This window comes from Natronomonas salinimetallica, from assembly GCF_013839515.1.
Taxonomy (GTDB): Archaea; Halobacteriota; Halobacteria; order Halobacteriales; family Haloarculaceae; genus Natronomonas.
Genome location: NZ_JACDNQ010000019.1, coordinates 30,773 through 55,657 on the forward strand (window position 1 = coordinate 30,773; position 24,885 = coordinate 55,657).

General features: G+C 64.7%; 25 protein-coding genes, 1 tRNA gene and 2 pseudogenes. 22 read left to right on the plus strand and 6 right to left on the minus strand.

Going from position 1 to position 24,885, the window contains the following annotated elements; all coding sequences use genetic code 11:
* Positions 1 to 172 precede the first annotated feature (172 nt).
* Together HZR14_RS13195 and HZR14_RS13200 are read right to left on the minus strand one after the other, a co-directional pair.
* Positions 173 to 1,978, minus strand: coding sequence for a nitrite/sulfite reductase (locus tag HZR14_RS13195; protein ID WP_181693343.1), 1,806 nt, complete (start codon positions 1,976 to 1,978; stop codon positions 173 to 175).
* Between the two features lie 86 nt (positions 1,979 to 2,064).
* On the minus strand, positions 2,065 to 2,406 hold the full coding sequence (locus HZR14_RS13200; protein WP_181693344.1) for a DUF8134 family protein: 342 nt from the start codon (positions 2,404 to 2,406) through the stop codon (positions 2,065 to 2,067).
* Between the two features lie 306 nt (positions 2,407 to 2,712).
* Here HZR14_RS13200 and HZR14_RS14750 point away from each other — a divergent pair, with 306 nt between their 5' ends.
* The 17 genes from HZR14_RS14750 (at position 2,713) to HZR14_RS13280 (ending at position 16,950) form a co-directional block, all read left to right on the plus strand.
* Positions 2,713 to 2,832 (plus strand): hypothetical protein, encoded by a 120-nt coding sequence (locus HZR14_RS14750; protein WP_489675785.1) that lies wholly within the window; start codon positions 2,713 to 2,715, stop codon positions 2,830 to 2,832.
* Between the two features lie 65 nt (positions 2,833 to 2,897).
* Positions 2,898 to 3,551, plus strand: a complete 654-nt coding sequence (locus HZR14_RS13205) for a DUF7119 family protein (RefSeq protein WP_181693345.1) — start codon at positions 2,898 to 2,900, stop codon at positions 3,549 to 3,551.
* A gap of 214 nt (positions 3,552 to 3,765) precedes the next feature.
* Positions 3,766 to 3,839 (plus strand) — tRNA-Lys (locus HZR14_RS13210).
* 382 nt (positions 3,840 to 4,221) lie between these two features.
* Positions 4,222 to 4,800, plus strand: a complete 579-nt coding sequence (locus HZR14_RS13215) for a DUF7090 family protein (protein ID WP_181693346.1) — start codon at positions 4,222 to 4,224, stop codon at positions 4,798 to 4,800.
* A gap of 77 nt (positions 4,801 to 4,877) precedes the next feature.
* Positions 4,878 to 6,107, plus strand: a complete 1,230-nt coding sequence (locus HZR14_RS13220; protein WP_181693347.1) for a translation initiation factor IF-2 subunit gamma — start codon at positions 4,878 to 4,880, stop codon at positions 6,105 to 6,107.
* Positions 6,107 to 6,487, plus strand: coding sequence for a PIN domain-containing protein (locus HZR14_RS13225; protein WP_181693348.1), 381 nt, complete (start codon positions 6,107 to 6,109; stop codon positions 6,485 to 6,487). The genes HZR14_RS13220 and HZR14_RS13225 overlap by 1 nt, the downstream gene beginning before the upstream one ends.
* 1 nt (position 6,488) lies before the next feature.
* Positions 6,489 to 7,058, plus strand: coding sequence for a DNA-directed RNA polymerase (locus HZR14_RS13230; protein ID WP_181693349.1), 570 nt, complete (start codon positions 6,489 to 6,491; stop codon positions 7,056 to 7,058).
* The gene (gene spt4, locus HZR14_RS13235) at positions 7,059 to 7,256 is read left to right on the plus strand and encodes a transcription elongation factor subunit Spt4 (protein WP_181693350.1); all 198 of its coding nucleotides are present in this window, start codon (positions 7,059 to 7,061) and stop codon (positions 7,254 to 7,256) included.
* Position 7,257: 1 nt separating this feature from the next.
* The gene (locus tag HZR14_RS13240) at positions 7,258 to 7,797 is read left to right on the plus strand and encodes a GTP-dependent dephospho-CoA kinase family protein (protein WP_181693351.1); all 540 of its coding nucleotides are present in this window, start codon (positions 7,258 to 7,260) and stop codon (positions 7,795 to 7,797) included.
* A 168-nt stretch (positions 7,798 to 7,965) separates the two neighbouring features.
* A complete protein-coding gene (locus HZR14_RS13245; RefSeq protein ID WP_181693352.1) occupies positions 7,966 to 8,280 on the plus strand; it encodes a 30S ribosomal protein S24e in 315 nt (104 codons plus the stop codon).
* Positions 8,281 to 8,415, plus strand: coding sequence for a 30S ribosomal protein S27ae (locus tag HZR14_RS13250; RefSeq protein ID WP_181693353.1), 135 nt, complete (start codon positions 8,281 to 8,283; stop codon positions 8,413 to 8,415).
* 3 nt (positions 8,416 to 8,418) lie between these two features.
* Positions 8,419 to 10,062: a bifunctional N(6)-L-threonylcarbamoyladenine synthase/serine/threonine protein kinase gene (locus tag HZR14_RS13255; protein WP_181693354.1), complete on the plus strand. Its 1,644-nt coding sequence runs from the start codon at positions 8,419 to 8,421 to the stop codon at positions 10,060 to 10,062.
* A gap of 49 nt (positions 10,063 to 10,111) precedes the next feature.
* Entirely contained in the window at positions 10,112 to 10,387 is a 276-nt protein-coding gene (locus HZR14_RS13260) for a DUF5808 domain-containing protein (RefSeq protein ID WP_181693355.1), read from the plus strand.
* 213 nt (positions 10,388 to 10,600) lie between these two features.
* A complete protein-coding gene (gene hisS, locus HZR14_RS13265) occupies positions 10,601 to 11,902 on the plus strand; it encodes a histidine--tRNA ligase (RefSeq protein ID WP_181693356.1) in 1,302 nt (433 codons plus the stop codon).
* An 87-nt stretch (positions 11,903 to 11,989) separates the two neighbouring features.
* Positions 11,990 to 12,298 carry a DUF7518 family protein gene (locus tag HZR14_RS13270; RefSeq protein WP_181693357.1) on the plus strand — a complete coding sequence of 103 codons (309 nt, stop codon included), beginning with the start codon at positions 11,990 to 11,992 and terminating at the stop codon, positions 12,296 to 12,298.
* A gap of 16 nt (positions 12,299 to 12,314) precedes the next feature.
* Positions 12,315 to 15,893, plus strand: a complete 3,579-nt coding sequence (gene smc / locus HZR14_RS13275) for a chromosome segregation protein SMC (protein WP_181693358.1) — start codon at positions 12,315 to 12,317, stop codon at positions 15,891 to 15,893.
* Positions 15,886 to 16,950, plus strand: coding sequence for a segregation and condensation protein A (locus HZR14_RS13280; protein WP_181693359.1), 1,065 nt, complete (start codon positions 15,886 to 15,888; stop codon positions 16,948 to 16,950). The genes smc and HZR14_RS13280 overlap by 8 nt, the downstream gene beginning before the upstream one ends.
* 43 nt (positions 16,951 to 16,993) lie before the next feature.
* On the opposite strand, the gene HZR14_RS13285 is transcribed toward HZR14_RS13280, so the two are convergent.
* Positions 16,994 to 17,686, minus strand: a complete 693-nt coding sequence (locus HZR14_RS13285) for a phosphoribosyltransferase (protein WP_181693360.1) — start codon at positions 17,684 to 17,686, stop codon at positions 16,994 to 16,996.
* 115 nt (positions 17,687 to 17,801) lie between these two features.
* On the opposite strand from HZR14_RS13285, the gene HZR14_RS13290 reads away from it, so the two are divergent.
* Entirely contained in the window at positions 17,802 to 18,716 is a 915-nt protein-coding gene (locus HZR14_RS13290; RefSeq protein WP_181693361.1) for a PhzF family phenazine biosynthesis protein, read from the plus strand.
* Positions 18,717 to 18,941: 225 nt separating this feature from the next.
* Positions 18,942 to 19,382: a PaaI family thioesterase gene (locus tag HZR14_RS13295; protein WP_181693362.1), complete on the plus strand. Its 441-nt coding sequence runs from the start codon at positions 18,942 to 18,944 to the stop codon at positions 19,380 to 19,382.
* A 10-nt stretch (positions 19,383 to 19,392) separates the two neighbouring features.
* Here HZR14_RS13295 and HZR14_RS13300 read toward each other — a convergent pair whose 3' ends face one another.
* Together HZR14_RS13300 and HZR14_RS13305 are read right to left on the minus strand one after the other, a co-directional pair.
* Positions 19,393 to 20,538 (minus strand): CBS domain-containing protein, encoded by a 1,146-nt coding sequence (locus HZR14_RS13300; RefSeq protein ID WP_181693363.1) that lies wholly within the window; start codon positions 20,536 to 20,538, stop codon positions 19,393 to 19,395.
* Positions 20,539 to 20,579: 41 nt separating this feature from the next.
* Entirely contained in the window at positions 20,580 to 21,803 is a 1,224-nt protein-coding gene (locus HZR14_RS13305; protein WP_181693364.1) for a CBS domain-containing protein, read from the minus strand.
* A gap of 222 nt (positions 21,804 to 22,025) precedes the next feature.
* On the opposite strand from HZR14_RS13305, the pseudogene HZR14_RS14680 reads away from it, so the two are divergent.
* Positions 22,026 to 22,106: pseudogene (locus tag HZR14_RS14680) on the plus strand (sulfite exporter TauE/SafE family protein); the annotation flags it as partial.
* Between the two features lie 110 nt (positions 22,107 to 22,216).
* Positions 22,217 to 22,876 (plus strand): annotated as a pseudogene (locus tag HZR14_RS13310) (sulfite exporter TauE/SafE family protein); the annotation flags it as partial.
* Between the two features lie 111 nt (positions 22,877 to 22,987).
* Here HZR14_RS13310 and HZR14_RS13315 read toward each other — a convergent pair.
* Entirely contained in the window at positions 22,988 to 23,170 is a 183-nt protein-coding gene (locus HZR14_RS13315) for a hypothetical protein (RefSeq protein WP_181693366.1), read from the minus strand.
* A gap of 308 nt (positions 23,171 to 23,478) precedes the next feature.
* Between HZR14_RS13315 and HZR14_RS13320 the strand changes: the two genes are divergently transcribed.
* Positions 23,479 to 24,801: an RNA-guided endonuclease InsQ/TnpB family protein gene (locus HZR14_RS13320; protein ID WP_181693367.1), complete on the plus strand. Its 1,323-nt coding sequence runs from the start codon at positions 23,479 to 23,481 to the stop codon at positions 24,799 to 24,801.
* Positions 24,802 to 24,885: the final 84 nt, after the last annotated feature.

The window sequence follows — 24,885 nt, forward strand, 5'->3', positions numbered from 1 at the left end:
TTTCAGCGGTTCGGCTCCGGGTGGCCCCCGCGTCGTCGTGGCGTGTCCTCGGGGGACGCAGGCGTCCGATACATACCGTCGGACCGCGGCGTTGGCGCTGTCGACGTCGAACGGCTCTCCACCGGGGGAGCGGCCGTCCCGTCCGACGGTACGAACGCGGTAGGAGTCCTCGCTAGTCGTCGGCCGGCGACGGGGCCGGGGAGGCGTCCATCCCCGTCTCCTCGGCGTAGGGATACCACGTCATCTTCGTGTTGCCCAGGTAGGGGTCCTCGTATGAGGTCTCCGCCGGCTCCGCGAGCCCGTTGAGGTCGTCCTCGTCGTGACGGGCGATGAACTCCCGGAAGGACTCCGACCCCCGGCTTTCGGCGTCGTAGACGCGGAGCAGGTTCCGGATGTAGCCGGGCACCTCGTCGGCGGCGACACGCATTTCGACCCAGTCGGCGAACTGGGGGTTCTCCCCGAGGCCGCCGCCGAGGCCGATATCGAAGGCCTCGACGGGTTCGCCGTCCTTGCGCGTTTTCATCCCACGCAGGGAGATGTCGGCGATCTGTGGTTGCGCACAGGAGGCCGTACAGCCCGACAGGTGGACGTGGAAGTCGTCGATCCCGTCCGGGAGTTCGACGTTGTCTTTCAGCCAGCGGGCGTACCGGACCATCCGGTTTTTGGTCTCGACGATCGACAGCGAACAGTACTCGGTGCCGGTACAGGCGATCGAGCCGCGGAGGAACGGGTGGGGGTCGGGCTGGTAGTACTCGAGTAAGTCCTCCGCGAGGAAGTCATCGAGGTCGTCCTCGGCGATGTCGGCGACGATGACGTTCTGTCGCTGCGTCAGTCCGATCATCTCCGACCCGTACGCCTCCGCGAGGTCCGCGAGGTCGATGACGTCTCGGGCACCCATTCGACCGACGAGCACCGAGAGGCCGACGAAATAGTCCCCGTCGTTTTGTTCGTGGACGCCGACGTAGTCGCCGATCTCGTCGGAGCGCCCGGAGTTGTAGGTGTATTGATCGCGGAAATCCTCGCCCGCCGTCCGGAGTTCGAAGTCGACGTAGTCGTCCTGAAGGACGCGTCGGAGCTTCTCCGGGCCCCACTCGTCGACGAGGAACTTGATGCGGGCGTTGAACCGGTCCTCGCGGTCGCCGTGGTCGCGGAACAGCGCCGAGATGCCCCTCGCGACAGCGGGGACCTCGTCCTCGGTGACGAAGACGTCGATGTCGCGGGCAAAGCGGGGCTCCTTGCGGGAGAGGCCGCCGCCGACGGTGACGTTGAAGCCGTTGATCCGCTCGCCGTCTTCGGCCCCCGACGGGGTCCGATCGCCGGACGAGCGTCGCGTATCGGCGTCGACGTCCTTTATCGCGGGCTCGAACCCGAGGTCGTTGATCTCGGCCTGCCCGGAGCCGCGGGTGTCGCCGGTGACCGCGACCTTCCACTTGCGCGGGAGGTTCGAGTGGTCGTCGTTGCCCTTGAACGTCTCGTGGAGGTTCTCGATGACGGGCCAGGCGTTGATGTGCTCTTTTTTGTCCCGACCGGCGACCGGCGATCCGACGATGTTACGCCAGGAGTCCCCACACGCCTGGATCGTCGATAGGCCATGCGCTTCGAGCGTATCGAAGATGTCGGGGATATCCTGAAGCTGAATCCAGTGTAGCTGGATCGACTGTCTGGTCGTCCAATCACAGTAGGCGTTTCCGAACTCGGGGTTCTCAACGGGGCCGCGGGCGTACTCGTCGGCGATTTCGCCGACGACGCGGAGCTGTTCGGGCGTCATCCGACCGTTCGGCGTCCCGATCCGCATCATGAAGTAGCTCTCTTGACCCTTCCGTTGGTGGTACAGCCCCCACCATTTGAACCGCTCGAACCACGCGTCGTGTTCGTCCTCCGGAATGGCGCTCCAGCCCTCCTCGGCGAACCGGTAGAGATGCTCGCGGATCTCCGTGCCGTATACCTCGTCCTTCCAGCCTTCGACCTTGCTCGGCATGGACCTATTTAACATCCCCAAATATAAACCCCCGATCGTGGCGTCAAGCCTCCCCGCGGCTCGCCTTTACCGGAAACTATATCCGGTTACTCGGGCGGCGACGCGAGTCGCCGTCGGCGGTCCGGAACGTGGACGCTTTCGGGGTCGACGGCGAGGAACCGCCCGTCTACGGGGTCGATAACGCGGCCGAGCGTCAGCCAGTCCGTGACGCCGCTCTCGCCGCACTCGATGCACCGGCCGGCGATCCGACCCTCGATGTTCGGGTGATCGACGCCGATCTCGACGAACCCCTCCGCGAGGAAATCAGCCGGCTCGCACGTACAGAACTCGTGGCGTGCGAGCCACCAGAGGTCGCTCACGTTCACTTCGCGGGCGTCGTTGACACTCAGCCACGCGCCGTCGTCGAGTTGATGTACCGATGTCGGCATACGCCGGAACAGACGCCCCGTGGTCCTAAGCCCGTCGGCATCCGCAGGGATTGTCGGACGTCGGGAAATCTGGTGACGGCGGTTTGGGCCCGAACCCAAAGAGGGCAGCCGGATCCGAGCAAACCACTCGTCAGCGAAAGAGGAGGTTTCAGCCGGAATACCGAAGCCCGGGTAGCGTTTACGGGTGCAGCGTCGTTTAAGATGGTACACGGCGTACGGCGGCGTAATGAGAGAGAGACAGCGGGAGACGACTCGGCAGCACGCGTCCGCCGACGTCGCCCCCGAACTGTACGAGGAGGAGACGCGATGACGGGTCGACACGACGACGACGAAGACACGGTCGATACGGGCCATCTCGACGACGTCGAGGACGGGTGCGGCTGTACCGAGATCTGGGAGCACATGTCCGACGAGCGCGACGAGTAAGCCGTGTGCGGAGACGACACGCGCCGGCGGGACGCTTTTCACCCCGGTTGTCCTAACTCGGTTCAATGAACCACGAACCGGACGGAGAGCCCCCGACTGATCGAGCGTCGCCGGTCGGGGAGCCGGTCATCCGCCGCGATCCCCAAGTCGCCGGCGAGCACGCGGTCCGGTTCGATCCGGACGATCCCGAGAGCGTCGCCGAAGCCGCCGACACCGTCCGTCGGTTCGCTTCGAACACCGCCGGAGCCGAGGACAACGTCTACATGCTTCGGGGGGCAGCCGCCTGTGCCGCGTTGGTTCGCGGTACCGGATCGTATAAGACCGCGGCCGAACGGGTCGACGGGGACGCGACCGTCTCGTTCATCCGTAAGTGGGCCCGAGTACACGATCTACCGCGGTCGATCCGTCGGCACGTCGCGCTGGGGGAGATCGCGCCGACCGCGGCGAAACACATCGCCCGCGTCTCGGGCGAGTCGCGCTTTCTGCTGGCGTGGGCCGCCCTCGATCACGGGCTGACCGTCCGGGAGATCCGTTCGATCGCCTCCCGTGTCAACGAGGGGATGAGCGTCGAGAGCGCCCTCGACGCCGAGGGGATCGATCTCGGCCAGCTATCGGTGTCGTTGCCGCCGGAGGCGTACCGCGAACTCCGCCGGCACGCTGCCCTCGAAGCGACCGATCCCGACGAGGTTGTCGCCCGCGCGCTGGAGGAGTACTTGTGAGTGATACTGGTGGACGAAATCAAATGAAACCGACTCACGAGGATCACGCCGTTCGACGGAGCGAACGGCGGATCACTCGTGAGTCGTGTGTACATTCTTTTGTCCGTCAGTATGAGGACCCACGGCCTGTGAGTGAGGACCCACGGCCGAAAGCGTGTGACCGGGGACTCACAATCGAAAGGGTTTATCACCGGCCGCGGCAAGTACTCTCTGAGGGCCGATAGCTCAGTCCGGCAGAGCGTCTGGCTTTTAACCAGACGGTCGGGGGTTCGAATCCCCCTCGGCCCGCTTTTGCGACGAACGGACGTGCGGAGCAAGGCGGCCCGGATTCGAATCCCGGAAGACGCAGCGCGAACGGAGCGAGCACGTCTTCCTCCGGTTCGAATCCCCCTCGGCCCGTGTCCGTTCGGAGCATACCGCCGAGCACCCTGTGTGCTCGGCCCTACCGCGACGAACGACGCGGTGCGGGAATCGAACCCTGGACGTCGCGCACAGCGGAGCGAGCACGTCTTCCTCCGGTTCGAATCCCCCCCGGCCCGTGTCCGTTCGGAGCATACCGCCGAGCACCCTGTGTGCTCGGCCCTACCGCGACGAACGACGCGGTGCGGGATACCGCCGGAGGCGGGGAAGACAAACACAATTTAAGGTACCGCCGCCCCCGACGTTCCCTATGGACTACGACCTCGCGATCGAGAACACGCCAGAGACGATCCCGGGCGGGACCGGGGTGCTTTTGATCCACCCGAGCACCGGCGAGACGGACCGTATCGACACCGATTTTCTGAAGACCGATACGGACCGGATTCTCGTCATTTCGACGCGGACGACCGCCCGCGAAGTCCAACAGAAACTGGAGTACTACGACGTCGACGAGACCAAAGCCGACATCCTCGATACGCTGTCGGTCGAGCGGGGGTACTCGCGGCGCTCCTCCGAGCATGTCTATTACGTCTCCGCGCCCGACGACCTCGAAGGTATCGTCGAGACGACCCGGCAGTTCCTCGAAACCCACGGCGGCAAACGGCGGATCAGCTTCGACTCGGTGACGGAGTTGGCGTACTACGCCGACGACGAGCGGGCGCTCGAAACCGTCGAGGAACTGCTCGGGCTGCTGTCGGAGTACGACGCCGTCGGCCTGTTTCATCTCTCCGAGGAGGTCCACGACGAGGCCGACGTCGAGGCGTTTAAATCGATCTTCGACGGGACCATCTATCTGGACGCCGACGGCACCGTCGAAAGCGATTTCTGATCGGTCGGCGGCGTTCTTTCGACGGACGGAACAGTAGGTTTATCAAGCGCACGGGCAGATATTCACGTCATTACTAAATGACGCAGAAACACCGACAACCGGAGGTGAACATCGGATTGGTCGGCCACGTCGACCACGGGAAGACGACACTCGTCGAGTCGCTCTCCGGTGAGTGGACGGACCAACACTCCGAGGAGATGAAACGCGGCATCTCCATTCGCCTCGGCTACGCCGACGCGACGTTCCGGGAGTGTCCGGACCTCGAAGCCCCCGAGCGATACACGGTCGAAGAGACCTGTCCGGACGGCTCCGAGAGCGAGCATCTTCGGACGGTGTCGTTCGTCGACGCGCCGGGCCACGAGACGCTGATGGCGACGATGCTCTCGGGCGCGGCGATCATGGACGGGGCCGTCCTCGTCATCGCGGCCAACGAACCCGTCCCCCGCGCACAGACCGAAGAGCATCTGATGGCGCTCGACATCATCGGCATCGAGAACATCGTCATCGCCCAGAACAAAATCGACCTCGTCGACCGCGACCAGGCGGTCGAAAACTACGAACAGATCGAAACGTTCGTCGAAGGGACGGTCGCCGAGTCGGCACCGATCGTGCCGATCTCCGCCCAGCGCGACGTCAACGTCGATCTCCTGATGCAGACGATCGAGGAGGAGATTCCGACGCCGGAGCGCGACCCCGACGCGGACGCGCGGATGCAGGTCGCTCGCTCGTTCGACATCAACCGGCCGGGGACGACCTACGAGGATCTCGTCGGCGGCGTCCTCGGCGGATCGCTCACGCAGGGGCGTCTCGAGGCCGACGAGGACATCGAAATCAAGCCCGGCCGCGAGATCGAGGAGGGCGGCCAATCGGAGTACCAGCCGGTCGAGACGACCGTCCGGTCGCTGCAGGCCGGCGGCGAGTTCGTCGACGAGGCGACGCCGGGCGGGCTGCTCGGCGTCGGGACGGGACTCGATCCATCGCTCACGAAGGGCGACGCGTTGGCCGGACAGGTCGCGGGGTCGCCGGGATCGCTACCGCCGACGCGGGAGTCCTTCGTGATGGACGTCGAATTGCTCGAACGCGTCGTCGGCGAGGACGCGGACGAGATCGAGCCGATAAGCACCGGCGAGCCGTTGATGCTGACCGTTGGCACGGCGACGACGGTCGGCTCGGTCACGAGCGCCCGGGAGGAGGAGTGTGAGGTCCGACTAAAACGCCCCGTCTGTGCCCCCGGGGGCGCGAAGATAGCGATCAACCGCCGCGTCGGCGCGCGCTGGCGGCTCATCGGGGTCGGAACGCTGCGGTGATGCGCGTCGTACTCGATTCGAACGCGCTCATGGCACCCGTCGAGGTCGGCGTCCGGACCTTCGAGGAGCTCGACCGGCTCCTCGGGGAGTACGGGGCCGTGGTCCCCGAGGCGGTGCTCGCGGAACTCGATCGGCTCTCGACGGGCGGCGGCGAGGCCGCGAAGGCGGCGAGCGTCGGTGCGGATCTGGCACGGCGGGAGTGTGACCCCGTCGGCCACGACGCCGGCTACGCCGACGACGCGATGGTCGAGGTCGGCGAACGCGCCGGCACCGACTACGCGGTCACGAGCGATATGCCTCTCAGAGGGCGGCTACTGGAAGCGAACGTTCCCGTAATCTGTTTACGCGGGCGAACCAAATTCGAAATCACTCAACCATAACATGTACAAGCGGGTCAGACTCAAAGATACGGTCGAGGTTCCCCCACGATACCTCGCGGACGTGTCGCCCGAGCTCGTCAGGCGGCTACTGCAGGACAAGCTCGAAGGACAGATGGACGAAGACATCGGCAGCGTCGTCTCCGTAACGAAGGTTCACGACATCGGCGACGGTGCCGTCCTCCCGAACCGCCCCGGCGTCTACTACGAGGCCGACTTCGACGTGGTCACCTTCGATCCACAGATGCAGGAGGTCGTCGACGGCGAGGTCGTCGAGGTCGTCAACTTCGGCGCATTCGTCGGGATCGGTCCGGTCGACGGACTCCTCCACGTCTCTCAGATATCCGATGAGTATCTGGCCTACGACGGCGAGAACCAACAGCTCGCCTCTCGGGACTCGAATCGCGTGTTGAGCGTCGGTGACGCCGTTCGCGCGCGAATCGTCACGAAGAGCGTCGACGAGCGGAACCCCCGGGATTCGAAGATCGGGCTGACCGCGAAACAGCCGGGGCTCGGCAAGCACGGCTGGCTCGAAGAAGAGCGCAAGCGCCGCGAGGCGCAGGCGGGTGATTAGATGGCCACCCGTCTAGTGTGTCGGGACTGCCACCGCGTCCTCGACGTCGAGGGCGGCGAGCAGTGTCCGGCCTGCGGATCGAACTCCCTCACCGAGGACTGGGCCGGCTACGTCGTCATCGCCCACCCCGAAGAGAGCGAGATCGCCGAGGCGATGGACGTCACCGAAGCCGGCCGATACGCGCTGAAGGTCCGCTGAGATGTCGACCATACTGGCGAAGCTGCCGGCGGAGATGCGCGAGGAGCTCAAAGAGCCGCTCGGCGGGATCTATACCGACGCCGAGGCCCTGCTCTCGGAGGCGGGGACGCCGGTCGTCGCAGTCGGCGACATCGTCACGTACTATCTTCTCGAAGCCGGGTACCGGCCGAACGTCGCCATCGTCGACGGGAAGACGAAGCGCGAGCGCGTCGAGCGCGAGGTACTGAGCGCGATCGAGGAGTTCGACGAACGGATCGACGTCGCGAACCCACAGTCGACGGTCACCGACGACCTGCTCGAGGCGCTCGCGGCCGCGCTCGATGCTCCCGAACCGACCGTGATCGTCGTCGACGGCGAGGAGGACCTCGCCTCGCTGCCGGCCGTCGTCGCCGCCCCCGAGGGGGGATCGGTCGTCTACGGGCAACCCGACGAGGGGATGGTGCTCGTTCCCGTCGGCGATGACACCCGAGCCCGGTGTCGGAACCTCCTCGAGCGGATGGAAAGCGACTACGCGCGGATCGCCGAGATCCTGTCGGCGTAGCGCGTCCTCGGGCGTCGTCCGACGTCGCCCCGGCACCGGGCGGCGACTCCGGGGGCTGCTCGCGCTGTCTACCGATCGTTCGAGAGATCGGCGGATCGGTAGGTAGCGTCCGTCTGCGGCTTCGAAATCCTTTTACGCGTTTCACCGAAACATCAGGCCAACGTAACCATGGAACTCGACATCATCGACGAGGACGAAAACCCGATGTTACACCGGAGCGACGTCCGGTTTCAGCTGACCCACGAGGAAGCGACTCCCTCGCGGCTCTCGGTCCGGGACTCACTCGCTGCGAAACTAAACAAGGACGCCGGCGAAGTCGTCATCCGCAAACTCGACACCAAATACGGGATGCGAAAAACCGTCGGCTACGCGAAGGTCTACGAGGACGCCGACCACGCCAAGGAAGTCGAGCAGGGCCACGCCCTCGAACGCAACAAGATCGCCGCCGAGGAGGGCGAGGAAGTCGAAGCGGAGGAAGCCTGAATGGCGCGTTATGAACTCTACAACGAGGACGGCACCACCGAGCGCGAACACTGCCCCCGCTGTGGCGACACGTTCCTCGGCGAGTACGGCGACCGCAAACACTGTGGGAAGTGCGGCTACACCGAGTTCGAGTAGGCCGTGACCCGCGTTCTCGGCATCGAGGGAACGGCCTGGTGTGCCAGCGCGGCCGTTTTTGATGGCGACGTCGGCACCGCCGGCGACGTTCGGATCGTTTCGGACCCGTACCAGCCGGACAGCGGCGGTATCCATCCGCGCGAGGCGGCCGAACACATGCGGAGTGCGATCCCCGAGATGGTCGAGAACGCCCTGGCACACCTCGAATCGGCCCACGGCCCGGCACGCGAGACGCTCGACGCCGTCGCCTTCTCTCGGGGGCCCGGCCTCGGCCCGTGTCTGCGGATCGCCGCGACGGCCGCACGAGCGCTCGCGGGATCGCTGGGGGTCCCTCTCGTCGGCGTCAACCACATGCTCGCGCATCTGGAGGTCGGCCGACAGTATTCGGGGTTCGATACCCCGGTATGTCTGAACGCCTCGGGTGCCAACGCCCACGTCCTCGGCTATCACGACGGGCGCTATCGGGTGCTCGGCGAGACGATGGACACGGGGATCGGCAACGCGATCGATAAGTTCACTCGCCACGTCGGGTGGACCCACCCCGGCGGCCCGAAGGTCGAACGGAGCGCGGAGGAAGGCACGTACGTCGAGTTGCCCTACGTCGTCAAGGGGATGGATTTCTCGTTTTCGGGGATTACCTCCGCGGCGAAGGCCGAAGTCGACGGGGGGACGGCGATCGAGGACGTCTGTCGTGGGCTCCAGGAGACGACGTTCGCGATGCTCACCGAGGTGGCCGAGCGCGCGCTCTCGTTGACCGATGCCGACGAGCTCGTGTTGGGCGGTGGCGTCGGACAAAACGACCGGCTCCGTGGGATGTTGGCGACGATGTGCGAGGCCCGCGGGGCATCGTTTTACGCACCCGAGCCGCGGTTCCTCCGGGACAACGCCGGAATGATCGCGATCCTCGGCGCGCGGATGTACGAAGCCGGCGAGACGGTCCCGATCGCCGACTCGCGGGTCCGGCCGGACTTTCGCCCCGACGAGGTCCCGGTGACCTGGCGAACCGGCGGACCCGAGGGCGAGGGGGGACGGACGCGGGCAGCCCCGAAGCCGGACCGAACCCAGGGTGCCGAGGCGGTCGTCGAGATGGACCGAGGCGACGGCCTCGTTTATAAACGGCGGCTCTCGAAGGGGTATCGACACCCCGAACTCGACGAACGGCTCCGCCGACAGCGGACGCGCTCGGAGGCACGCCTCACGAGCGAGGCTCGCCGCGTCGGCGTCCCGACCCCCGTCGTTTTCGACGTCGACCCCGAGGCGGGGCGACTCGAATTCGAGTTCGTCGGCGAAGCCGACCTCACCGGGGCGGTCTCGGAGGGGCGGGTCCGACGCGTCGGACGCCACCTGGCACGGTGTCACAGCGCGGGCTTCGTCCACGGCGATCCGACGCCGCGGAACGTCCGGGTCGACGACGCGGCCGATACCGAGGACGCACGGGTGTATCTCATCGATTTCGGACTCGGCTACTACAGCGACCACGTCGAGGACTACGCGATGGACCTCCACGTCTTCGAGGGTGCCCTCGCCGGGACCGCCGACGATCCGGCAGGACTGACCGACGCCTTCGAGGACGCCTACCGCGCCGCGGGCGACGGGGACGTACTCGTCCGACTTCGCGATATCGAGACCCGCGGTCGGTATCAGTGACCGGCACCGAGGGAGTGCTTATAAGTCACGTCCGGTCGTACGGACGGACATGACCGACAAGCAACAGTCCGGCGAACTGTTCGGTATCCCGTACGACTTCGAGCGTCCGTCGCTCGGACGGATGCTCTCGGCGTACTGGCAACCCGGCAGCGGGATGCTCGTCAAGAAGCCGTTCGGCATCGGCTACACCCTGAACCTGGCGAACTGGCGTTCGTGGCTCGTGTTGGGGGTGGCTGCGGCGCTGTTCTACCACGAGAGCGGATCCATCGGCTCCGCCGACGGCGACGAAGGGAGCGAAGACCCGGTCGAAGTGATCGTCGACTGATGTAGCGGCGATATCGACGTGAAAGGAGCCGACCCCACCGGGCGTCGACAGTGCGCACGGGACGGCGACCGTCACGTCGACAGTGCGCACGGGACGGCGACCGTCACGTCGACAGTGCGCACGGGACGGCGACCGTCAGTGCGAGACGGGCAGACGTCGTCGGGTGCCGGCGAGGATCGTACCTTTTAGGGTCTCGCCACCGAACTCGCGTTCATGTACGACGGCCTGAAGGGGTTCCGCGAGTTCTACCCCGGCGAGATGTCCGCCCGACGGGAGCTGACCGACACGGTCGAAGAGCGCGTCCGGCGGTACGGCTTCCGGGAGATCGGGACGCCGGCGCTCGAGCGCACGCAGATGTATATCGACAAGTCCGGCGAGGAGATAACGGAGGAGCTCTACGCCTTCGAGGACAAAGGCGGCCGGTCCGTCTCGCTCACGCCGGAGCTGACGCCGACGGTCGCGCGGATGGTCGTCGAGAAGGGGGGTGAATTCGCCAAGCCGATCAAGTGGTTCTCGACGCGGCCCTTTTGGCGCTACGAGCAGGTCCAACAGGGCCGGTTCCGGGAGTTTTATCAGACGAACGTTGACATCTTCGGTTCCGAGCGGCCCGAGGCCGACGCCGAGATCCTCGCCGTCGCCGCCGACGCGCTGGGCGATCTCGGGCTCTCCGCCGACGCCTTCGAGTTCCGCGTCTCCCACCGGGACATCCTCGGCGGCCTGCTGGAATCGCTCGAAAGCGACGTCGAGACCGCCGACGCGATCCGGGCGGTCGACAAACGCGAGAAGATCGACGTCGAGGAGTACTACGAATCGCTCGTCGAAGCGGGGCTGACGCGGGCGGAGGCCGAGCGTTTCGATAGGGTGCTCGACTCCGACGACCTCGACGACGTCGTCGCGTTCGCCGGGAGCGAGCGGGTCGAGTCGGCGGTCGAAAACCTGCGTGCGGTACTCGACGCCGCGGCCGATTTCGGGGTCAGAGAGTACTGTACCGTCTCTCTGGAGACCGCCCGCGGGCTCGATTATTACACCGGCGTCGTTTTCGAATGTTTCGATACCGCCGGGGAGGTCTCGCGATCCGTCTTCGGCGGCGGCCGTTACGACGACCTAATAGCGGGCTTCGGCGGACAGCCGACTCCCGCCGTCGGGGTCGGGATCGGCCACGAGACGCTCTCGCTTCTGTGTCAGCGGGCGGGCGTCGCCCCGGAGGAAGCGACCACGACCGACTACTACGTGTTGACGGTCGGAGACACCCGCGAGGTCGCGGCGGACATCGCTCGCGAACTCCGCGAACTCGGACACGTCGTCGAGTCGGACCGCAAGGATCGGGGCTTCGGCGATCAGCTCTCCTATGCGGACGGGATCAACGCGGAGACCGTCGTCGTCGTCGGCGAACAGGACCTTGCCGAGGACTGCGTGACGGTCAAGGACATGGCGTCGGGCGAACAGACGCAGGTCCCGCTCGCGGAGTTCCCGCCCGCGGAGGGCCGACCGACCGACGACGAGAACGAGGCGTGACCCCCAAGAGGCCGGGGCGGCGCGGGGATGGGGGTCGGTGACAATGTCTGACGCAGATTTATACGTCCGGGGGGACGAAACGGATGTATGTCCGGGAACCGAGTCGAGGAGCTCGAGGCGAAGGTGCGCGAACTCGAGGCGACGATCGACGGGCTGACAGACGAACTCGTCGAGACGAAAGAGCGGCTGGGGGCCATCGAGGAGGAAGCCGGGGTCGAACCCGACGCCCTCGAGCGCCGACGCTCGCGGACGTCGCAGGACCGAGACGGGGTCGCCGAGGACGCCGAGACTGATGCCGATGCGGACGACACGGCGCAGCCGGCTGACGCGGCAGACGGGGACGAAGACGGCGACGAGACGGCGGATTCGGCGGGTGACGACATCATCGTCGCCTGAGCGGGCGACACATCAAATGCACATCAAAGCGCTCGTCCTCGACAACTTCAAGAGCTTCGGCCGTAAGACCAGGATCCCGCTGTATGAGGACTTTACCACCATAAGCGGCCCGAACGGATCCGGCAAGTCGAACATCATCGATTCGGTCCTCTTCGCGCTCGGGCTCGCCCGTACGTCCGGCATCCGGGCCGACAAACTGCCAGACCTCATCTACAACCCAGGGCACGACGACGAGGCCGGCGGCTTCGCCGGCGAACGTGAGGCGAGCGTCGAGGTGATTCTCGACAACGACGACGGCACGCTGTCACGCGAGCAGCTCGTCTCCGCGGCCGGGTCCGAAAAGGTCGGCGACGTCGAGGAGATCACCGTCCGACGGCGCGTCAAACAGACCGAGGAGGACACCTACTACTCGTATTATTATCTCAACGGTCGGTCGGTGAACCTCTCGGACATCCGGGACCTGCTCGCGCAGGCGGGCGTGACACCGGAGGGATACAACGTCGTGATGCAGGGCGACGTCACGGAGATCATCACGATGACGGCCGGCTCCCGCCGCGAGATCATCGACGAAATCGCCGGCGTCGCCCAGTTCGACGCGAAAAAGGAGGACGCCTTCGGCGAACTCGAAACGGTCCAAGACCGTGTCGACGAGGCCGAACTCCGGATCGACGAGAAACAGGGGCGGCTCGATCGGCTGGCCGATGAGCGCGAGACCGCGCTCGAATACAAAGACCTCAAAGCGGAGAAAGCGGAGTACGAAGGACATCTGAAGGCCGCAGAACTCGAGGACAAACGGGACGAACTCGGGGACGTCCGGGCGGAGATCGGCGAGCGCGAGACCGAACTCGACGAACGCCGACGCGAACTCGACGAGCGACAGGGTCGGCTCACGCGGCTCGAGGAGGACCTCTCGGATCTCAACGCCGAGATCGAACGGAAAGGGGAGGACGAACAGCTGGAGATCAAACGCGAGATCGAGGGGATCAAAGGCGAGATCTCGCGGCTCGAAGACAGGATCGAGACCGAAACCGAACGCATCGAGGCGGCCGAAGCCGAGCGCAGGCAGGCGTTCGTCCAGATCGACCGCAAGGGCGAGACTGTCGATGACCTCGAGGCCGAGATCCGAAACAAGAAAGTCCAGAAGTCCTCGCTGAAGGCGGACCGCACCGAAAAGGAGGCCGAACTCGAAGAGGTCGAAGCCGAGATCGAGACGGTCGACTCGGCGTACGAGTCCGTCCGAGACGCCCTCGAAGAGCGCCGCGAGACGCTCGATGAACTCAAAGACGAACGGAACGACCTCCAGCGCAAACAGGATCGGCTGCTCGACGAGTCGCGGCGGCGGACGAACGAGGAACGCGAGACGAAAGAACAGATCGAAGCGGCCGAGGCGAAACTCCCCGAACTCGAAGCCGAGCGCTCGGATCTCGAAAACGAACTCGAAAAGGCGCGGACGAACCGTGAGACGATCACCGAGGTCGTCGAGGATCTAAAGGCCGAAAAACACGAGCGAAACGCGGAACTCGAAGAGATCGAAGACGAGATATCGGCGAAACAGGGCGAATACGCCGAGTTGGAGGCCCGTGCGGGCGAAAGCGGTGACGCCTCGTATGGCCGGGCGGTAACGACGGTATTGAACGCCGAAATGGACGGCGTCCACGGGACGGTCGGACAGTTGGGCGGCGTCGCGGCCGAGTACGCCACCGCGTGTGAGACGGCTGCCGGCGGTCGACTCGCGAACATCGTCGTCGACGACGACGGCGTCGGCCAGCGCTGCATCGAATATCTCAAATCGCGAAACGCCGGCCGGGCGACGTTCCTCCCGATGACGGAGATGCACAACCGATCGGTCCCGTCGACGCCGGATCTTCCGGGCGTCGTCGACTTCGCGTACAACCTCATCGACTTCGAGCACGCCTACGCCGAGGTGTTCTCCTACGTCGTCGGTGACACGCTCGTCGTCGAGGACATGGAGACGGCTCGGGATCTGATGGGGGAGTTCCGGCTCGTCACCCTCGACGGTGACCTCGTCGAAAAATCCGGCGCGATGACCGGTGGGTCGAGTTCGGGATCGCGTTACTCCTTCGAAAAGAGCGGCAAGGGCCAACTCCAGCGGGTCGCAGAACGGATCACGGAACTGGAGGACAAAAAGCAGTCGGTCCGAAGCGAGCTTCGGGACGTCGAATCGCGGCTCGACGACGCCCGGGACCGCCAGACCGATACCGCCGAACAGGTACGGGACATCGAAGCCGAAATCGAGTCGATCGAGGGGAGACGCGAGACGGTCAAAGAGCGCATCGAGGCGCTCGAAGCCGATCTCGAAGGGATCGAAGCCGAGCGCGAGTCGGTCAAAGAGCGGATGGACGAGATCGAAGCCGAGATCGGCGAGGTAGACGGGGCGATCGCGTCGGTCGAGGGCGAAATCGAGGAGTTAGAGGCCGAAATCGCGGACTCGGAGATCCCGGAGCTGACGGGACGCGCCGAGGAGCTCCGCGAGGAGATCGCGGACATCGACGGCCGGATGGGCGAGATCGACGGGGATCTCAACGAACTCGAACTCGAAAAGCAGTACGCCGAGGAGGCGATCGAGGATCTCCACGACGACGTCGAGGCGGCCCAAAACAGAAAGGCCGAGGCCGAATCGCGCGTCATCGAACTCGAAGAGGACCTCGAGGCCGAACGCGAGACGCTCGAAGAAAAGAACGCCGACGTCGCCGAACTCGAGGACGAACTAGCCGATCTCAAAGCCGACCGCGAGGCGTTGAAAGACGAGCTCGGAGACGCGAAATCCGCGCGGGACGAACAACAGGAGGCGGTTTCGGAAGTCGAATCGCGCCTCGAAGGACTGCGTGAGAGCGAGTCACGACTCGAGTGGGAGGTCGACGAACTCGACTCGCAGGTCGGCGAGTACGAGCCCGAGGCGATCCCCGATCACGACACGGTGACGGCGGAGATCACGCGGCTCGAAGGCGAGATGAGTGCCCTCGAGCCGGTCAACATGCTCGCCATCGAGGAGTACGAGCAAGTCGAGGCCGAACTCGACGATCTCGAATCAAAGCGGGAGACGCTCGTCGAGGAGGCGGACGGGATCAGAGATCGGATCGAGGCGTACGAATCCCGAAAACGCGAGACGTTCATGGACGCCTACGAGGGGATCAACGAGGAGTTTCGAGACATCTTCGCGCGGCTCTCGAGCGGAAGCGGCGAACTCGTCCTCGAGGACCCCGAGGACCCCTTCGACGGCGGGCTGACGATGAAAGCCCAGCCGGGAGACAAGCCGGTCCAGCGTCTCGATGCGATGTCCGGCGGCGAGAAGTCTCTGACGGCCCTGGCGTTCATTTTCGCCATCCAGCGGTACAATCCGGCACCGTTCTACGCGCTGGACGAGATCGACGCGTTTCTCGATGCGGCCAACGCCGAGATGGTCGGCGAGATGGTCGAGGAACTGGCTGACGAGGCCCAGTTCGTCGTCGTCTCCCACCGAGCGGCGCTGTTGGAGCGGTCCGAGCGGGCGATCGGCGTGACGATGCAAGAGGACAACGTCTCGGCGGTGACGGGGATCGACCTGTCGAGTATGGAGGTGCCGGCGGATGACTAGCGAGGGCGAGCGCAGCGAGCCCTCGGAAACGGCAAGCGGTGAGCGGAGGGAGCCGCGAGAAAGCGAGGGCGAGCGCAGCGAGCCCTCGGAAACGGCAAGCGGTGAGCGGCCTCTGCTCGCCGACGGCGGCGCGGCCGACGAGATCCCGTTGAACATCGCCGGACACGAGGCCGAACGGAGCCGGCGCGAAAGCGGCGAAAAGCCGGGCGGGGACGGCGTCCTCTCGGAGTTCGACGTATCGAACCCCCGCGAGGAGACCGATGGGGAGGTCGAACCGGTCGAGTTGCTCGTCCAGCTCGCGGAAGACGGCGAGATCGACCCCTGGGACATCGACGTGGTGACGGTCACGGACAAGTTCCTCGACCGCCTCGATGGGTCGGACCTCCGGACGGGCGGGCGGGCGCTTTTTTATGCATCGGTGCTGTTGCGCATGAAAAGCGACGCGATGTGGACGGACGACGACCCCGAGGAGGCGGCCGACCTCGACCCCGAGCCGTGGGAACGACCGCCCGGCGGGGAGCCGCCCGGGGGGGCCGAAGCGGACCCCTTCGATCAGCTCGAACGCGAGATGGACCGGCGGATCGAGCGCAAACGCGCCCGGGGGATGCCCGAAACGCTCGACGAACTGGTCAGAGACCTCCGCGAGCGCGAGCGTGATACGTGGTGGAAAGAGTCGCGGACCTACGATACGTCGGGGTCACCGTCGGGGTACAGCCGCGGGACGCGGACGCTCGATTACCATACGGACGACGACGTCCGGATGGACGACGAGCCGACCGCAGCGGAGGTGACCGGCAAAACCCACGACGAGCACATGGAGGACATTATCAACGACGTCTACCGACAGCTGCGAACCCACTACGACCGGGGGCGCGAGGAAGTGCTGTTCGCGGAGGTCCGGACGGCCGGCGGTAGCGTCGTCAACACGTTTCTTGGCCTGCTCTTTTTGGCGAACCGGGGACAGGTTCGGCTCCAACAGGACGACCTCTTCGGTGACCTCTGGGTCCGCGACCCTACGGGGGCGGCCGTCGAGGAGTCGGTCTCGGCAGACGACTGATCCCCACGTCTCGGGTGATCTCGACGCCGTTCGGGCTCGGCGTTCACTCGAGGAGTCGCCACCCGTCGTCGACCCGAACGGCGACGTCCCGGCGTTGCATCTCCGAGAGGACTTCCCCGAGGCGGTCGGGCTGGGCGACCTCCATCTCGATGCGCTCGAGATCGTGGTATGCGGAGAGGTGATTGCGGATCCCGTCCTTCGTGAACGTCTCGGGAGCGGCCTTCCGCATGACGCCCTCGATCAGATCGATCATGTCCTCGAGGAAGTTCCACGGGTAGACGACCCACGTCCACGTCTCGAGGTACTCGCCGACGAACTCCGGTTCGAACTCGCTGGTCCGGAGCAACTGTAGGGTCGCGGTCCGGACCGAGTCGGCCTCGCGGTCGGTGACGTACTCGTGGGCACGGCGGATCGATCCGCCCGTATCGGCGATATCGTCGACCACGAGGACGTCTTTTCCCTCGACGCTTCCGTCGGGCATCGGATATCGAACCTGTGGCTCGTCGGATTTGACGCCGGTGCCGACGTAGTGTTCCATCTTCAGGCTCGTCAGGTCGTCCAGCCCGAGGAAATCACAGAGGCAGCGCCCGGCGAACCAGCCACCGCGGGCCAACGCAACGACGACGTCCGGTTCGAAGTCGGCCGCCTTGATCGCGTCCGCAACGTCCCGACAGAGCCCGTAGATGTACTCCCAGTTGGTGACGGTACAGTTGAACTCCTCCGGGAGGTCGCTCATACGTTCCCATCGGCGGGATCGAAAGTAATACCTATCGGGTCCGACCCGTCGGTGGGGACGGGAGACGACCCGTGCCGACGGGGGTTTTAATTCGTCCCCGGCGAAACGGTCGCCAATGGAGACCCGACGCGTCCTGCTCGTCGACGCATTTAGCACCGATCCGCTCTCCGGCAACCCGGCCGGTCTCGTTCCCGATGCTGACGGACTCGCCGACGAGACGATGGCCGCTATCGCGCGCGAGTTGAACGCCTCGGAGACGGCGTTTCTATCGTCGGTCGAAGATGAGGGCGAGGGCGAGGCCCGTCGGCTCCGCTATTTTACGCCGACGGGCGAGGTCGATCTCTGTGGCCACGCGACGATCGCCACGGGATCGTGGCTGGCCGAGGCGGGGCGACTCGACGACGGGGAGTACACGTTCGAGACGGGCGTCGGCCCCCTCGACGTCGAACTCGACGGCGAGACCGTCTGGATGACAAGCGACGCATCCGACATCGACCGTCTCGATCTCGGGTACGATCGGGTCGCGTCGGCACTCGGAGCCGATCCGGCGACGCTTTCGGACGTCGGTGCCGACCTGCCGATCGCGACTGCTTCGGCCGGCCTCGGGTATCTCGTCGTCCCCGTGAACTTCTTCGAGGCGCTCTCCGGGCTCGACCCCGATTACCGTGCGATCGCCGAGTTGACCGATGAACTCGGCGTGACGGGCGTGTATGCGTTTACGTTCGACGCGCTCGGTGTCGACTCGACGCTGCACGGACGGACGTTCGCTCCGTCGGTCGGCGTCGACGAGGATCCGGTTACCGGGACCGCCGCGGGCGCTGTGGGAGCGTACCTCCGTGAGGTCGGCGCCTTCGACGGTGACCTCCCCGAGGAAATGCGTTTCGAGCAGGGCCACTTCCTGGATCGGCCGGGGACGGTCCGGGTTCGGGCCGGGACGGATCCGGTCTCGATCGGCGGGCGGGCGGTGACGGCGCTGGAGGGAACCATCTCGGTCCCGGCGTCGGAGGGGGGCGAAATCATCGAGATCTGACCCCCCGACAGCCACACCGGGGGGCGTCTGACACCGCCGGCGGTGGATTTGCCGATATGCGCGCGCCGGTGCCGTGGTATCCGCACGGACGTACAGCCAGCGGTATGAGCCGCGGACCGCTGCCCGATGCGTCGAAGCCGTCGCCGAGACGGTGGCCCTCGTGCGTTCCGGCGACGGAGCCGAGCGATCGGATGTGCTTTTGTCGATCGAGCGCCGAACCCGTGTATGGATACCGAGACAGACGTCGAGGAACTGTTCGGCCGGATGCCGTTCAACGACCATCTCGGGGTCGAGATGCTCGAGATCGACGACGGCCACGCCGTCGGGGAACTCGGGCTGTCCGAGAAGCACTCCTCGAGTCCCGATCGGATGATCGTTCACGGCGGCGTCACGTACGCGCTGGCCGACACCGTCGGCGGGGCCGCGGTCATCTCGGCCAACGAGGCCGTAACGCCGACGATCGACATGCGGATCGACTATCTCGCCCCGGCGACCGGCGGCACACTCAGAGCGGAGGCGACAGTCGTCAGAAACGGGAACAACGTCGCGACCGTCGAGGTCGAGATCGACGACGACGGCGGTCGGGAGATCGCCGTCGCGCGTGGGACCTACAAGTCGGGGGGCGGCGAAGGGACTACGGCCTGGCGCGAGGCCAAACGCGAATAGCTCGTCAGTACTACAACTCGTCGAGTTTACGCAGGAGCTGTCCCTCGTACTCCTCGTCGGCGCGGATCCCCTTTAATTCGAGTACGTTCCGCTCGAGTTTGTCCAACGCGACGCGGAAAGCCGTATCGGAGCCGTATCCCTCCCCGGTGCCGGCGAGTTGCCCGCGGTTCGTCCGGAGCCGGATCTGCGCGTGGATCAACGGCGTGCCACGGAGGCGCTCTTTGTGCTCGCTGAGTCGGACGTGGGCGTGGTGGACCTGCATGTCCTGGTATTTGTCCACCACCTGGGTGATCGCCTCCTGGACGTCCGTCCGGGAGACCGTATCGAGGAGGTCGATGTTCGTGATCTGAACGTCCATGTTGCGCTCCTCGGTAAACGTCAGTGCGCGAAGCACGTCGGTCTTCGTGAGGATCCCGGCGACCGTCGTATCGTCGTCCTCCGGCGTCACGACGAGCCCGGCGTAATCGGTCTCGAACATCCGCTCGACGGCGGTTTCGACCGTGGCCTCGGCGGTGATCGTCTCGACGGGGTCGTTCATGATGTCGTAGACCGGGAGATCGAGCATCCGGTCGGTGTCGCCGGAGCGGTCACCGGTCTGTTGGCTCTCCATCGTCCGGACGGCGAAATCGGCGATATCGTGGGTCGTCACCATTCCGGAGAGCTGACCGTTTTCGTTGAGAACGGGGAGTCGGGAGACGTCGTTCTCGCGCAGGTAGTTGATCGCCTTGCCGAGGTGGTCGTCCTCGCGGAGGGTGACGACGTGGTCGGTGTATATCTGCTCGACGGTGAGTACGTCGAGGTTCTCGAGGACGGCTTCGAGGATCGCGTCCTCGCTGACGATACCCCACAGCCCGCCGTTCTCGAAGACGGGGGCGACCTTCGTCCCGCCTTCGACCAGCATGCGGGCGACGTCGCGGACGTCCTCCTCGCGGTCGATGCGTGGGACGTTGTTTCTCGCGAGGACGCTCACTTTCGCGTCGTCCTCGATGTGTGATTGGAGCAACTGCCGTTCCGTGATGATCCCCGCGTACTCGCCGTCGTCGATGACGATGATCCCCTTCGGGTTCTCCCGTTCGAAGACGGAACGGACCTTTCCGAGCCGCTCGTCGGCAGCCACCTGGCTGAATTCCTCGGTGGCGATGTCTGTAATATTCATCTCTGTTCCGGCGCTTCGCCGTCGTGGCTCTTGAAACTACCTTACTCCGCTTCTTCGAGCATCCAGCCGAAGCGCTTCTCCCAGAACGCCTCGCCGCGGGGGTTTTTGTTTCGCCCGTAGGTCTTTTTATCACGGATCTGCCGCTCGAGGACGTCCCGGGCCTCGTTGATCGCCTGGCTCGCGCCGTAGCCCTCCCCGGAAGCGACGTAGATCCCCCGGTCAGTGTGCAGCCGTATACGGGCGAGCAAAAGCGGCGTCCCGCGGCGTTTCTCGTCGTGTTCGTGGAGGTGGACCTTCGTGTCCAGGACGTTCATGTCCTGATCTCTGTCGTCGAACACGTCCACCATCGCCACGATGTCGTCGTAGCTCATGTCGTCGACCAGATCGACGCCGTAGAGCTGGACGGCCCGGTTACCACCCGCCTCCCACGTGAGCGCGTCGAGTACGTCGGTCTTCGTGACGATCCCGTGGGGGCTCCCGTCGTCCGTAACGACGAGCGACGACGCGCCGATCTCGAACATCGCCTCGACGGCCGTATCGAGCGTCGCGCCCGGCTGGATCGTGCGCACCGGAGAGACCATGACGTCCCGAACCGGGAGGTCCAACATTCGCACGGATTCCCCCTCGCGCGCGCCGAACCCGCCTTGGCCCGCCCGGGCGCTGCTCGAGGAGATCTCGCCGCCGAACGAGTCTGTGCCCCCGGCGTCCCCGCCCTGGCTTTGCATCTCGGCTCGGACGGTGAAGTCGGTCACGTCGTACAGGCTGAGGATCCCGACCGCCGCGTCCGCCTCGACAACCGGGAGGTGGGTAATACGGTTCTCCCGAAAGACGTTGAACGCGTCGCCGAGCGTCGTCGCCGGTTCGACCGAGACGAGATCGGAGGAGTAGGCCTCGGCGACGGTCGCCGCATCGAGAAACGGCTCGACCTCACGTAACACCGCGTCCGCGGTGACGACGCCGATGAGCGCTTCTCCCTCGAAGACGGGCAGCAGCCGCGAATCGCTGTCGATCATGAGCTGGGCCACCTTGCGGACGTCCTCGTCGGGCGCGAGTCGAGGGACGTGCCAGACGATCGATCCGAGCGTTTCGTCCGGTTGGCGATGCGAACTCGCGAGTTGTCTTCTCGTGACGATCCCTTCGAACTCGTCGCCACGGACGACGACCCCCTCGAGGTCGGAATCGTCGAACGCTCCGGCAAGCTTCGAAACCGTCGTCTTCGGCGTGAATTCGACGTACTCCTCGGAGATTAGTTCAGAGATGTCCATTGGTATCAGTATGTATCCGCCGGGCCTGTCGTTCTTCGCTCCTGTCGGACCGTACCGGCCACACCTTGTAGGAGGATTTTGCGTCACAAATACCCGCCGGTAATTCTCACCGCGGTTGGGTTCACCGGGAGTACAGCCCGGAGGAAGGGGACGCGGGGAGAGGTAAGCCGAAGGCGTGTGTAATAGCGTTCCACGACCGCATCGGGGCTTAGCCCGTTTTTCATCCTCGCCGTGGGGCTTCCGCCCGCACAGGCGATCGGGGCCGGGCTCCTGACGGAGGTGTTCGGGATGGGCAACGGCCTGCTGATACTGTCGGACGTAACTACTTGAATCGAAAATCTCTGAGCGTCGTGTCACAGTACGGTTTCGTCTATCTGAACGATTCAGGTATTCACGAAATTACGTCCGACAGTATGAACTACGTCCGCCAGGGCGTCGTCGACTACGCGACCGCGAAGTGGCTGCTGCTCGGCGCGATCCCGGCGATCGTCGTCGGCGCGGTCGCTGCCCACGCCGTCCCGACGACGCTGCTCACGCTCGCGTTCGGGGTCGGCCTGCTCGCGCTCGGGGCGTTTCTCGTCCTCCATGACTCCCCCGAGGAGTGCGTCCCCGGCGAGGGCGAGGGGGCGTTCTTGGAGGAAAAAAACGCCGGACGCGGCGAGACGACGATCGAGACGGCCGACGGCGAGTCGTTCACCTACGAGACGTGCTGGCGACCGCCAGGGATCGGCCTCGCGACCGTCGGCGGGTTCATCACCGGCCTCATCAGTGCCGGCCTCCCCGAAATCACGACCACGCAACTGATCGTCCGGTGTCGGCTACCGCCCCGCGTCGCGATCGCAACGAGCGTCTTCGTGCTCGCGGTTGCCGCCCTCGCCGGTGCTGCCGTCCACGCGCTGGCCGCCACGTCCGTGTGGTACGTCGTCGCGTGGTCGATCCCCGGCGTCCTGATCGGCGGGACCGTCGGAACGCGGGTCGGTAAGTACGTCCCAAGCGAGATCATGGAGCCGGTGCTGGGGGTCGTCTTCGGCATCGTCGGCGTGATCGTCCTCGGGAGCGAACTGCTCGTTTGAACGCGGGCGGATCCCCAGGCTACGCGTTCGTCGCCGGGGATCGATCCAGGGGACGGACGCTCTCGCCGTCGAGCGCAGTCCACAGCCCGGACGTGATCGTCCTCTCCCGCGTTACGATCGGGACATCCCGAGCGGCTTCTTGCAGTTCTGACAGAGAAAGAGATCGCGGTTCTCGAAGAGGGAGATCGATCCGTCGTCGTTCGTCTCGATCTCGGGAACCTCCCGACTCGCCCCGAGGTCGTCGGCCGATTCGGTCGTTTCGCCGCACTCCGAGCAGGTGAGTGTGTCAGACATACACGAACGTCCGGACAGGGAGTATATAAATGCGCCCCGACAGTGTGGTCGGGAGACACACCCGGAGTCGGGGACGACCCCATCGGATTCGGATCCGGGTTGCACACCCGCTGTAGTGTTTTAACTTTTGCAGGCTAAGTCCCCGTCCTCAAGGAGCAACGCAGCGAAGCGAGTAGCGTTAACGAGAACGAAGTTCTCGTTCGCACATCAGAACACGAAGTGTTCTGAGGACGCAGTAGGGCGGGGATACAGCCGCACGCTCGCTGCAACCCAAACGTTCAACTCTAGACACGACTAACCCGTCGGTAGTGGTTGAGGAAGCGTTCAAATACGCTGCCGAGCCCGAGAACGCAACCACTGCCGAGAGTGCGTGGCAAGCGATTCAAACCTGTCGTGAAGTGTACAACCACGCACTAACCCAAGAGTACAAACCTGCTCCTGATTATGACAAACCATCGTACACCACGATGCAGAACGAACTGCCACAGTGGAAGCGCGAGTGGTCTGAGTGGAGCAGTGTATACTCGAAATGCCTTCAAATAGCAGTGCGTCGCATCAAGCATTCGGAGACCATCCTCGGCAAACTGAAAGAACGCGGATTCAACGTAGGTGAACTCAGGTGGAAAAGCCCGCGGGAATACCGTAGCATCACATACAACCAGTCTGGCTTCAACGTGGATAGTAACACGGGTCGGACTGACCACGCTACGGTCAAACTCTCTAAAATCGGCACGTTCCACTTGAACTATCACCGACCACTCCCAGACAATTCAGACATCAAAGAGGTCATCCTGAAGAAACAGAAGACAGGTGACTGGACGGTCAGCATCATGGTCGAATATGATGCCGACTATCCAGAGAAACCCGCTGTTGAAGACATTGATGGCGGGGACACAGTGGGTATCGACCTCGGAATCACGAAGTTTATTCACGACTCGGACGGACGAGCGTTCGGACCGTTAGACGAAGAGGAAGGCCGTGAGCGTATCGACAAACGCCACCAAGCCGTTTCTCGCAAGGAACACGAGTCGAACAACTGGAACAAAGCCCGACGACGCTTAGCGCGAGCGTATGAGCGGTTGTCGAACAAGCGCAAAGCGTATCGGGAAGCTCTCGCCAACGATTATACGCAGCGGTATGATGCCGTGTTCCTCGAAGACCTGAACATTGGAAGCATGATGCAGCAGAACGGGAATAGCCGTAACATTGCGTCGATGTCGTGGTACGAGACGCTACAAACGTTCCAACGCTTCGGGGAGAAAAACGGCTGTCACGTTGTCCTTGTTCCGCCAGATGGAACGACGAAGAGATGTGTAAAGTGTGGTGTCGAGTCTGAGAAACCGTTGTGGGTGCGCGAGCACTCGTGCCCGTCGTGTGGATTCGAGACGGACCGCGACATGAACGCTGCGTTGGAGGTACAGCGTCTTGGATTGCTCGAACTGGGAGTGGTTGAGGATGAATCTGGATTAGGTCAGGAACTGGCCGAATCAACGCCTGCTGAGACTGGAACCTCTGCGGGGTCACTTCAGCGAGAAGTGGTTCCTGCAAGTGCCGTCGTTGACACAGGAAGCCCCATCTGCTCACGGGCGCGAAGCGCCCGTTCGCATGGTCAGCGGGACCGTAATGAGTGACGGAAGTTATGGGCATGGAATGAGACTGGAAGGTAATGAGTGGAGATCGTCGGATCGAGATTGTCCGGCATCTGGATGAAGGGG